At 74.3% G+C, this 10,286-nt stretch carries 9 protein-coding genes and 1 riboswitch; of the genes, 6 read left to right on the top strand and 3 right to left on the bottom strand.

Going from position 1 to position 10,286, the window contains the following annotated elements; translation table 11 throughout:
- Positions 1–562: phosphoribosylglycinamide formyltransferase (gene purN / locus A0J59_RS19380; RefSeq protein WP_064317180.1), on the top strand; the 562-nt coding region annotated here is incomplete at its 5' end.
- Here purN and A0J59_RS19375 read toward each other — a convergent pair.
- Positions 559–1,149, bottom strand: a complete 591-nt coding sequence (locus A0J59_RS19375; RefSeq protein ID WP_064317179.1) for a helix-turn-helix transcriptional regulator — start codon at positions 1,147–1,149, stop codon at positions 559–561. The two genes, purN and A0J59_RS19375, sit on opposite strands and share 4 nt — an antisense overlap.
- 102 nt (positions 1,150–1,251) lie before the next feature.
- Between A0J59_RS19375 and A0J59_RS19370 the strand changes: the two genes are divergently transcribed.
- Entirely contained in the window at positions 1,252–2,619 is a 1,368-nt protein-coding gene (locus A0J59_RS19370; RefSeq protein ID WP_064317178.1) for an MFS transporter, read from the top strand.
- 4 nt (positions 2,620–2,623) lie between these two features.
- Positions 2,624–2,712: riboswitch (ZMP/ZTP riboswitch) on the top strand.
- A gap of 62 nt (positions 2,713–2,774) precedes the next feature.
- Complete coding sequence (gene purH, locus A0J59_RS19365) at positions 2,775–4,457, top strand: bifunctional phosphoribosylaminoimidazolecarboxamide formyltransferase/IMP cyclohydrolase (protein WP_064317177.1); 1,683 nt, start codon at positions 2,775–2,777, stop codon at positions 4,455–4,457.
- A gap of 62 nt (positions 4,458–4,519) precedes the next feature.
- Here purH and A0J59_RS19360 read toward each other — a convergent pair whose 3' ends face one another.
- Positions 4,520–5,878 (bottom strand): NAD(P)/FAD-dependent oxidoreductase, encoded by a 1,359-nt coding sequence (locus A0J59_RS19360; protein ID WP_082919203.1) that lies wholly within the window; start codon positions 5,876–5,878, stop codon positions 4,520–4,522.
- Positions 5,879–5,932: 54 nt separating this feature from the next.
- Between A0J59_RS19360 and A0J59_RS21390 the strand changes: the two genes are divergently transcribed.
- Positions 5,933–6,361, top strand: coding sequence for a DUF3017 domain-containing protein (locus tag A0J59_RS21390; RefSeq protein ID WP_052877740.1), 429 nt, complete (start codon positions 5,933–5,935; stop codon positions 6,359–6,361).
- Positions 6,362–6,427: 66 nt separating this feature from the next.
- Here the strand turns inward: A0J59_RS21390 and A0J59_RS19350 are convergent, their stop codons facing one another.
- Entirely contained in the window at positions 6,428–7,510 is a 1,083-nt protein-coding gene (locus A0J59_RS19350; RefSeq protein WP_052877741.1) for an MIP/aquaporin family protein, read from the bottom strand.
- Between the two features lie 373 nt (positions 7,511–7,883).
- On the opposite strand from A0J59_RS19350, the gene A0J59_RS19345 reads away from it, so the two are divergent.
- On the top strand, positions 7,884–9,101 hold the full coding sequence (locus A0J59_RS19345; RefSeq protein ID WP_047234064.1) for an NADP-dependent isocitrate dehydrogenase: 1,218 nt from the start codon (positions 7,884–7,886) through the stop codon (positions 9,099–9,101).
- Between the two features lie 112 nt (positions 9,102–9,213).
- Positions 9,214–10,200, top strand: coding sequence for a malate dehydrogenase (locus tag A0J59_RS19340; protein WP_064317176.1), 987 nt, complete (start codon positions 9,214–9,216; stop codon positions 10,198–10,200).
- Positions 10,201–10,286 lie beyond the last annotated feature (86 nt).

The following is a 10,286-nucleotide window of genomic DNA, read 5'->3' as shown; positions in this document are numbered from 1 at the left end:
CCTCGCCGCGATCCTCGCCGCGCACGACGACGCCGCCTACGGGGCGCGCGTCGTGGGCGTCGTGTCGGACAAGGCCGACGCGGGCGGACTCGACCTCGCCCGCGAGGCCGGGATCGCCGCCGTCGTCGTGGCACCGGGCGACTTCGACGACCGGGCCGCGTGGAACGAGGCGGTCGCGCAGGCGGTCGACGTCTTCCGTCCGGACCTCGTGGTGCTCGCCGGTTTCATGCGCATCCTGGGCCCGGCGTTCGTCGGGCGCTTCGCGGGCCGCACGATCAACACGCACCCGGCGCTCCTGCCGTCCTTCCCCGGTGCCCACGGCGTACGGGACGCGCTCGCGTACGGGGTCCGCGTGACCGGGTGCACCGTCCACGTGGTCGACGACGGCGTCGACACCGGGCCGATCATCGCCCAGGTCGCCGTCCCGGTCGAGGACGGCGACGACGAGTCGTCCCTCCACGAGCGCATCAAGGTCGCGGAGCGCGCGCTGCTCGTCGAGACGGTCGGCCGGGTCGCGCGCGAGGGGCTGCGCGTCGAGGGCCGCCGAGCCCTGCTCGGCTAGGCGCCGGGGTCCTCCGTGCCCGCGCCGGCGGCCTCGTCCGCGGGCGGGAGGTCGCGCGGTGCGAGGACGGCGAGGGCCTGGTAGGTCTCGCGACGCTCCTGGGGCGCCGCACGCCCCTCCTCGAGCGAGCGCGCGGTCCAGCGCTCGAGCAGCTCCGCGAGCTCGCGGGACATCGTCGCCGCCTGCTCGGCGGTGAGCACGAGCGTGCTGAGCGCCAGGATCCGGTCCTCGCGGGACCCGGTCTCGCTCCCGCGCCGGAACGTCTCCTCGGCCCAGGCCAGGGCTGGGCGCACCACGTGGCGCACCGCGTCGGGCGTACCCGGCTCGACGGCGTAGCTCTGCGCCACGTTCTTCCACACCCGGTCGCGCCGGTCGCGCGCGTGCTCGGGCGCCTCGACGATCATCCCGACCTTGGCGAGCACACGGAGGTGGAAGCTCACGGAGTTCGCGGGCTCTCCCGTCGCCTGGGCGAGGTCCGCGGCGCGCGCGTGCCCGAGGACGGCGAGCTCCATGAGGATGCGCTGCCGCAGCGGGTGCGCGATCGCCCGCAGCGCTGCGGGGTCCTGGACGCGGAAGGTCTCGAGCACAGGCCGAGGCTAGCAACGCCCGGGGCGGTGCACGTGGAGGTGCGCACCAGAAAGTGCGCAACGACTATTGCGCAATTGGAGTTGCGCACCTAGGTTCTTCCCATGACGAACCCGCCTGCCGCCTCGGTCGAGGACCACCCGCCCGCCGACCCGTCGTCGACGACGGCTGCCCCGAACCTCATCGTCCCGCCGTCGCTCCTGCGCAACCGGTCGTACATGCTGCTCATGACCGGGATGACCGCGGAGTCGCTCGGTGCGGGCGTCGCGCTGTTCGCCGTGCCGCTCGTCGCCTACGGGATCACCGGCTCGGTCGTGCAGGCGGGCGTCGTCGCCGCCGTCGGCCAGGTCGGGGCGCTCCTGGCGACGCTGCCCGCCGGCGTCGTCGCCGACCGGGTCGACCGGCGTCGGCTCATCACCGTGTCGGCGACCGTCGGCGCGGCGCTGTGGGGGACCGTCGCGCTCGCCGCGGGGCTCGGGTCGCTCACCGCCTGGCACCTCGCGGCCGTGCTCTTCGGGGCGTCGGTCGTCGGGGCGCTCGTCGACCCGGCCACGAGCGGGGCGTTCCGCTCGGTCGTGCCCGTGCCGCAGCTGCCGACGGCGCTCGCGGCCGTGCAGGGCAGGGACGCCGTCGCGAGCCTCCTCGCCGGGCCGCTCGGCGGCGTGCTCTACGCCGTCGCGCACGCCGTCCCGCTCGCCGCGGCCGCGATCGGGCACCTGGCGACCACCGTCTGCACGTGGCTCGTGCGCGAGCCGCTCAACGGCGACGTCGCCGCGGCGCGCGCGACCCGCCCCGCGGAGGCGCTGCGCGAAGGGCTCCGGTTCGTGTGGTCCGTGCCGCTGTTCCGCGCTCTCCTCGGCCTGTTCGTCGTCATCAACGTCGCGTTCGGCGGCCTCATGGTCGGCATCAACCTCGAGCTCGTGCGCACGGGCACGGCACCGCTCCTCATCGGCCTCGTCGACCTCGCGGTGGGCCTGGGCGTGCTCGCCGGCGCGGTCCTCGCGCCCCGGCTCGTCGCGCGGTTCCGGGCGGGCGTCCTCGTCGTCGGCGCGCTCGGCACGCTCGCGGCGGGCGCCGTGGCGATGGCGGCGCTGAACACGTACGTCGGGTACGTCCTCCTGCTCCCGCCGGCGCTCCTCCTGGTCCCCGCGGCGAACGCCTGCCTGTCCGGGTACGCGGCCGCGATCACGCCGCCACAGCTCCAGGGGAGGCTCTCGTCCGTCCTGGGGCTCACCAGCCTCGCCGCCGGGCCCCTCGTGCCGCTCGTCGGGAGCGGGCTCCTCGAACGGTTCGGGCTCGGGACGGCGCTCGTGGTGCTCGCGGGGCTCCTCGTCGTCACCGTCGCCGTCCTCAGCACCGTCCGGTCGCTCTGGCGCGTCGGCACCCCCGACACCTGGGCCGACGACGCGACCGCCCTCGCCGCGTCGGGCGTCGTGCCGGACGAGCCCGGGCCGCCCGGGGCGGGCCGGTAGACTGGGCGACGGCCGCGACTGGCGAGGGTGGGAACGACCACCGGGGAGCGGCCGGATCAACCTGCTGGTGCGTCGACCGCCTGGGCGCCTGGGTTCAGCCACTCGGTACCGGTGCACCGCCGGACCGCGACCGCGACCCAGAGGAGCCCCTCGTCATGTCCCACCCGGCCCCGCACGTGCCCGCCGCCCCCGACGTCCAGCTCGCCGACGACTCCCAGCGCCCCGTGCGGCGCGCGCTCCTGAGCGTCTACGACAAGACCGGCCTCGTCGAGCTCGCCACGGCGCTCCACGCGGCGGGCGTCGAGCTCGTCTCCACCGGCTCCACCGCGTCGACGATCGCCGGCGCGGGCGTGCCCGTGACGAAGGTCGAGGACCTCACCGGGTTCCCCGAGTGCCTCGAGGGCCGGGTCAAGACGCTGCACCCGCGCGTGCACGCCGGCATCCTCGCCGACTCGCGCAAGGCCGACCACCTCGCGCAGCTCGACGAGCTCGGCATCGCGCCCTTCGAGCTCGTCGTCGTCAACCTCTACCCGTTCGCCGCCACCGTCGCGTCGGGCGCAGGCCAGGACGAGGTCGTCGAGCAGATCGACATCGGCGGGCCCTCGATGGTCCGCGCGGCCGCGAAGAACCACCCGAGCGTCGCCGTCGTCGTCGACCCGGCCCGGTACGACGACGTCGTCGCGGCCGTGCAGGCGGGCGGGTTCACCTACGCGCAGCGCAAGGCGCTCGCGGCCGCCGCGTTCGTGCACACCGCGACGTACGACGTCGCGGTCGCGTCGTGGATGGGCAACGTCGTGGCGCCCACGGACGCGGTCGAGACCGACGGCGAGACCGTGAGCACCGGGTTCCCGGCCTGGATCGGCGCCACGTGGGACCGCGCCGACGTGCTGCGCTACGGCGAGAACCCGCACCAGCGTGCCGCGCTCTACACCCACGGCCACGGCGCGAGCGGCCTCGCCCAGGCCACGCAGCTCCACGGCAAGGCCATGAGCTACAACAACTACGTCGACGCCGACGCCGCCTGGCGCGCCGCGCACGACCACGACGCGCCCGCCGTCGCGATCATCAAGCACGCCAACCCGTGCGGCATCGCCGTCGGCACCGACGTCGCCGAGGCGCACGCCCGCGCCCACGCGACCGACCCCGTCTCGGCCTACGGCGGCGTCATCGCGGCGAACCGCGTCGTCACCCAGGCGGCCGCGGAGCAGATCGCGCCCGTGTTCACCGAGGTCGTCGTCGCGCCCGGCTTCGAGCCCGAGGCGCTGGAGGTCCTCCAGGCCAAGAAGAACATCCGCCTCCTCGTCGTCGACACCCCGCCGACGACGTCCGTCGAGACCCGCCCGGTGAGCGGCGGGCTGCTCGTGCAGAGCACCGACCGGGTCGACGCCGTCGTGACGGACGCCGACGGGAACGTCACCGGCGGGGACGATCCGCAGCACTGGAACCTCGTCACCGGCGAGGCCGCCGACGACGCGACGATCGCCGACCTCGCGTTCGCGTGGCGCGCGATCCGGGCCGCGAAGTCCAACGCGATCCTCCTCGCGCACGACGGCGCCGCCGTCGGCGTCGGGATGGGTCAGGTCAACCGGGTCGACTCGTGCCGCCTCGCGGTCGAGCGCGCCAACACCCTCGCCGAGGGCGAGGAGCGGGCACGCGGCGCCGTCGCGGCGTCCGACGCGTTCTTCCCGTTCGCCGACGGCCTGCAGATCCTGCTCGACGCGGGCGTGCGCGCCGTCGTCGCGCCGGGAGGGTCGATCCGCGACGCCGAGGTGATCGAGGCGGCGCGGGCGGCGGGAGTGACGATGTACTTCACGGGGACGCGCCACTTCGCGCACTGACACGACCCTCGCTCGACGGCCCCGCCGGTTCCCGGACCCGCGGGGCCGTCGAGTACCGGGCGTCAGGCGAGCGCGTCGCGCAGGCGGCGGCTCGGGTCGAGCGCCACGTCGAGGTCGACGCGGAGGCGGCCGGTGCGGTTCATCGCCTTGCGCACGGGGCCGACGTCGCGCGGCGAGTCGACGAGGAGGACCGCCCGGACCTCGGCGACCCGACCGTCCGGGCCGTCGTCCGTCGTCGCGCCGACGTGCGACCCCGGGGCGAGGTAGAACGCGGCCCAGCCCTCGTGGCCGGTGGCCCCGCCCGACGGGTCGCCGCGGAAGAGCACGTCGTCGGCCTCGTCGGGCACGCCGAACAGGGCGAGGTCGTGGCCGAGCTGCTGGGAGAACACGTACGGGGCGTGCCCCGGGCCGGTGTCCTCGTCGCCGAGCATCGCGGCGACCGTCGCGTCGGGGTCGTGGAGCGCGGCCGACCAGTGGCCGCCGGGGACGGCACCGAGCGCGGGGTGCTCGCGGGTCGCGCAGTCGCCGACGGCCCAGAGCCCGTCCAGCCCGCGCACGGCGCCGGTCGCGTCGACGGGGACGCTGCCGCGCACGTCGCGCGGGACCGCGCCGTCAAGCCAGTCCGTCGCGGGGCGAGCGCCCACGGCAGCCAGCACGAGGTCGGCCGGAACCTCGCGCCCGTCGGCGAGCCGGACGCCGTCGGGACGGACCTCCGCGACCGCGGCGCCGGTCACGAGCTCCGCACCGACGGCGGCGTACCAGGCCACGAGGTGCGCGCCGACGCCCGGTCCGAGCTGGCGCCGGAGCGGGGTCGGGGCCGCCTCGAGGACCGTGACGCGCGCGCCCGCGCCGGTCGCGACCCCCGCCAGCTCGGCACCGATCCAGCCCGCGCCGACGATCACGAGGCGGAGCCCCGGCCGCAGCGCGCCGCGCAGGTCCTCGGCGTCCCGCGCGGTGTGCAGGACGCGGGCGTGCTCCCAGCCGACGGGCCGCACGGGGGTGGAACCGACCGCGAGCACGACGGCGTCGGCGGTCCGGCGCTCGCCCGACCGGGTCGCGACCTCCCACGTGCCGCCCTCGGGCGCAGAGCGTCGCCTCAGCCCTACCGCGGGGTCGGCGAGGCGGACCTCGTCGGCGAGAGCCTCGACGTCCACGCCGAGGTCCTCGGCCAGCCACGCCGGGCTCGTGCGACTCAGGAGCTCCTTCGACAGCGGCGGCCGGTCGTAGGGGGGCACACCCTCGGCACCGAGCAGCGTCACGCGCCCGGCGTACCCCCGACGACGGAGCGCGCCGACGGTCTGGGCGCCGGCGAGGCCGGCGCCCACGACGACGACCGACGAGGGGGGCTCCGGGACCGCCTCGGGGCGTTCCCCGCGGTGCGGAGACGGTGGCGGGAGGACCGGCGGCTCGGCGGACGACATGCACGTCACGCTAGGCCACGACGGTAGGATTCCGGGCGTGGAAGGTGCAGCAGCGTGACCGACGTCACCGCGGACGGGGGGACGCGCCACCGGCCGCCGACGACGCTCGTGCCGGCGTGGCACCACGTCGAGGACGAGCCGGGCGACGGAGAGCCCCCGGCGGGTGCCCGGCCCGACGGCGAGGCCCGGCCGCCGGTCCCGGAGCCTCCCGCGAGCCTCGCTCCGTCCCGCCAGCCCGCGATGTGGCTGGTTCTCGCGGGCGTCGCGGTCTCGACGCTCGTCGCGGTGCTCGTCGGTGCGCGCGCCGGCTGCTTCACGCTCGCTGCGCTGCTCGCCGTGGCCGGGGTGTGCCGCGCGGCCGTCCCCGGTCCCGGCCCCGTCGGGATCACCGTGCGCTCGCGCGGCCTGGACGTCTTCTTCTTCCTCGCGCCCGCCGTCGTCATGGCGTTCCTCGCCCTCAGCCTCGACCAGGGCGAGATCTGACCCCTCGCCGCGAACGACGACGGGCCCGGACCGCGGTCGCGGTCCGGGCCCGTCGGCGTCGAGACGTCAGGCCTTGGGGGTCTCGCCCGTGCCGGGCGCCTCGCCCGCCGCGGGCTCGTCCGCCTCGACGACCTCGACGACCTCCTCGACCGCGACGACGTCGCCGTTCTCGTCCGTGACGACGACCTCCTCCTCGACGACGGCGGCGACGGCACCCGCACCGGCGGCGCCGGCGGCGCCGGCCGCCGCGCTGTACGCGGCGGTGGCCTCGTCGTCGGCGTCGGTCAGCGAGACGACGCGGTCCTCGCCGAGGAGGTCGTCCTGCTTCGGGGCGAACGCGAACGCGCGGTAGAAGAGGCCCGCGATCGCGGCGCCGAGGAGCGGGGCGACCCAGAAGACCCACTGCTGCTTCCACAGGTCTCCGTCGCCCGCGAAGATCGCCGACGCCATCGAGCGGGCCGGGTTGAGCGACGCGTTGGTGATCGGCGCGGCGACGAGGATGAGCGCGGTCAGCGTGAGGCCGATGACGACGGGCGCGTACTGGACGCTCGCGCGCTTGTCGGTGACGCCGAGGATCACGCCCACGAACACGGCGGTGACGATCGTCTCGACGAGCAGCGCCTGCACGAGGCCGAACTCCGTGCCGCCCTGCGACGCCGTCGCGAGCGAGGAGAAGCTGCCGTACCCGTTGGCGGTCGCGACGAACACGCCGCCGCGGCCGTCCTGCCCGAGGAGCTCGGGCAGCGACGACGGGACCGTCGCGAGCAGCACGAGCCCGGCGAGGATCGCGCCCACGAGCTGGGCGACCCAGTAGGGCAGCAGGTCGCGCCAGGCCGTACGGCCGCCGATCGCGGCGCCGAGCGTCACGGCGGGGTTGAAGTGGCCGCCGGACACGTTGCCCACGGCCGCGGCGCCCGCGATCACCGCGATGCCGCCGGCGAGGCCGACGGCCAGGGCGTTCTGCTGGCTGACGAACGTGTAGAGCGCCACACCCACGATCGCGAGGACGAGGAAGAACGTGCCGAAGACCTCGGCGCCGAGACGCGCGAGGAGGCTCGGCTGGACGACGGCGACGGTCTCCGTCGGCGCGGGGCGCGGGTCGTCGACGAAGCCCTCCGGTGCGCCGGGAGCGGTGGTGTCCTGGGACATGATGATCCTGTCTGGTTCGGTGGGTACTTCGGGCAGTCCCGGCCCGGCCGCCACGGTGCGGCACCGGGAGGCGGTCGGGACGACGGCACGATGCCTGACCGAGTGCCCGGCCATTCCGGCATCTGGGGGCATCTTGCCACCACCACCCGGGAGATGCGTGGAAATCAGCGGTGCTCCACCTGAGAACGGACGTCCCGTCTCACGATGCGGTCGGTTCGCCGAGAACCGCGAAAGTATCTTGACGTCGAGAAGTCGAGTACCCTGGACCGCGGTCAGCAACGCCCCTGTGTGCGACGGACCGGGCCCCACGGGCCGCACGGTCGCCGTCCGGCTCCCGGGGGCACCAGTCCCCGACAGTTGGAGCGATCTGCGCATGGGCAAGATCAAGGTCGTCAACCCGGTCGTCGAGCTCGACGGCGACGAGATGACGCGCATCATCTGGCAGTTCATCAAGGACCGCCTCATCCACCCGTACCTCGACGTGGACCTCAAGTACTACGACCTGTCGATCCAGAACCGCGACGCGACGGACGACCAGGTCACCGTCGACGCGGCGAACGCGATCAAGCAGTACAACGTGGGCGTCAAGTGCGCGACGATCACGCCCGACGAGGCGCGCGTCGAGGAGTTCGGCCTCAAGAAGATGTGGGTCTCGCCCAACGGCACGATCCGCAACATCCTCGGTGGCGTCGTCTTCCGCGAGCCGATCATCATCTCCAACATCCCGCGCCTCGTGCCGGGCTGGAACAAGCCGATCATCATCGGCCGTCACGCCCACGGCGACCAGTACAAGTCGACGAACTTCAAGGTCCCGGGCCCCGGCAAGATCACGATGACGTTCGAGCCGGCCGACGGCTCCGAGCCGCAGAAGTTCGAGGTCGTGACCATGCCCGAGGAGGGCGGCGTCGCGATGGGCATGTACAACTTCAACGAGTCGATCCGCGACTTCGCGCGCGCCTCGTTCGCGTACGGCCTCCAGCGCGAGTACCCCGTGTACCTCTCGACGAAGAACACGATCCTCAAGGCCTACGACGGCGCCTTCAAGGACATCTTCCAGGAGGTGTTCGACGCCGAGTTCGCCGAGGCGTTCGCCGCGAAGGGCCTCACCTACGAGCACCGCCTCATCGACGACATGGTCGCCTCGGCCATGAAGTGGGAGGGCGGGTACGTCTGGGCCTGCAAGAACTACGACGGCGACGTCCAGTCCGACACCGTCGCGCAGGGCTTCGGCTCGCTCGGCCTCATGACGTCGGTCCTCATGACCCCGGACGGCCAGACCGTCGAGGCCGAGGCCGCGCACGGCACGGTGACGCGCCACTACCGCCAGCACCAGCAGGGCAAGCCGACGTCGACCAACCCGATCGCGTCGATCTTCGCCTGGACGCGTGGCCTCATGCACCGCGGCAAGCTGGACGGCACGCCCGAGGTCACCGAGTTCGCGCAGACCCTCGAGGACGTCGTCATCAAGACCGTCGAGGCCGGCCAGATGACGAAGGACCTCGCGCTCCTCGTCGGCCCGGACCAGGAGTGGCTGACGACCGAGGACTTCCTCGCCGCGCTCGACGAGAACCTCAAGGCGCGCCTGGGCTGATCGCCCACCCGCACGCCCGACGGCGGCGCCCCTCTTCGCAGGGGCGTCGCCGTCGTCGTCTTCCGGACGCCGTCGGGCTTCCGAGCGGTTCGCGTTGTGGGAGAGTGAGCGCATGACTTCCCCCGTGAACGTGACGGTGACCGGCGCGGCCGGTCAGATCGGCTACGCACTGCTCTTCCGTATCGCGTCGGGCCAGATGCTCGGCACCGACACCCCCGTGCGCCTGCGCCTCCTGGAGATCCCGCAGGGCGTCAAGGCCGCGGAGGGCACCGCGATGGAGCTCGACGACTGCGCCTTCTCGCTGCTCGCGGGCATCGACATCTTCGACGACCCGACCGCCGCGTTCGAGGGGACGAACGTCGCGCTGCTCGTGGGCGCTCGCCCGCGCGGGCCGGGCATGGAGCGCGGCGACCTGCTCGAGGCCAACGGCGGCATCTTCAAGCCGCAGGGCCAGGCGATCAACGCGGGCGCGGCGGACGACGTCCGCGTCCTGGTCGTCGGCAACCCGGCGAACACGAACGCGCTCATCGCGGCGTCGAACGCGCCGGACGTGCCGAAGGACCGGTTCACCGCGATGACGCGCCTGGACCACAACCGCGCGCTGACGCAGGTGGCCAAGAAGGCGGGCGTGCCGGTGTCGGAGGTGCGCAAGGTGACGATCTGGGGCAACCACTCGGCGACGCAGTACCCGGACATCTTCCAGGCGGACGTCGCGGGGACCCCGGGCGCACGGCTCGCCGAGGACCGCGAGTGGCTCGAGGGCACGTTCATCCCCACGGTCGCGAAGCGCGGCGCGGCGATCATCGACGCGCGCGGCGCGTCGTCGGCGGCGTCGGCGGCCAACGCCGCGATCGACCACGTGCGCGACTGGGTCCACGGCACGCCGGAGGGCGACTGGACGAGCGCCGGCGTCGTGTCCGACGGGTCGTACGGCGTCCCGACGGGCCTCATCTCGTCGTTCCCGGTGGTCTCGCGCGGCGGGTCGTGGGAGATCGTGCAGGGCCTGGAGCTGTCGGAGTTCTCGCGCGGGCGCGTCGACGCGTCGGTCGCGGAGCTCCAGGAGGAGCGGCAGGCCGTGGAGCAGCTCGGGCTCGTCTGAGCCGGGCTCCGGTCCCGCGGTCCGGACCGCGGGACCGGGGAGGGTCCGGGGGCCGGACGGGAGCGACGGTGCGGGGCGTTCGGGGG

The organism is Cellulosimicrobium sp. I38E (assembly GCF_001647255.1).
In the GTDB taxonomy this organism is placed as follows: Bacteria; Actinomycetota; Actinomycetes; order Actinomycetales; family Cellulomonadaceae; genus Cellulosimicrobium; species Cellulosimicrobium cellulans_E.
This window is presented reverse-complemented; position numbering and strand designations above follow the sequence as displayed.

Excerpts from the sequence above, each read along its gene's own strand:
- A0J59_RS19370 (WP_064317178.1), top strand. The coding sequence starts at position 1,252 with ATGACGAACCCGCCTGCCGCCTCGGTCGAGGACCACCCGCCCGCCGAC.
- purH (WP_064317177.1), top strand. The coding sequence starts at position 2,775 with ATGTCCCACCCGGCCCCGCACGTGCCCGCCGCCCCCGACGTCCAGCTC.
- A0J59_RS19360 (WP_082919203.1), bottom strand. The coding sequence starts at position 5,878 with ATGTCGTCCGCCGAGCCGCCGGTCCTCCCGCCACCGTCTCCGCACCGC.
- A0J59_RS19350 (WP_052877741.1), bottom strand. The coding sequence starts at position 7,510 with ATGTCCCAGGACACCACCGCTCCCGGCGCACCGGAGGGCTTCGTCGAC.
- A0J59_RS19345 (WP_047234064.1), top strand. The coding sequence starts at position 7,884 with ATGGGCAAGATCAAGGTCGTCAACCCGGTCGTCGAGCTCGACGGCGAC.
- A0J59_RS19340 (WP_064317176.1), top strand. The coding sequence starts at position 9,214 with ATGACTTCCCCCGTGAACGTGACGGTGACCGGCGCGGCCGGTCAGATC.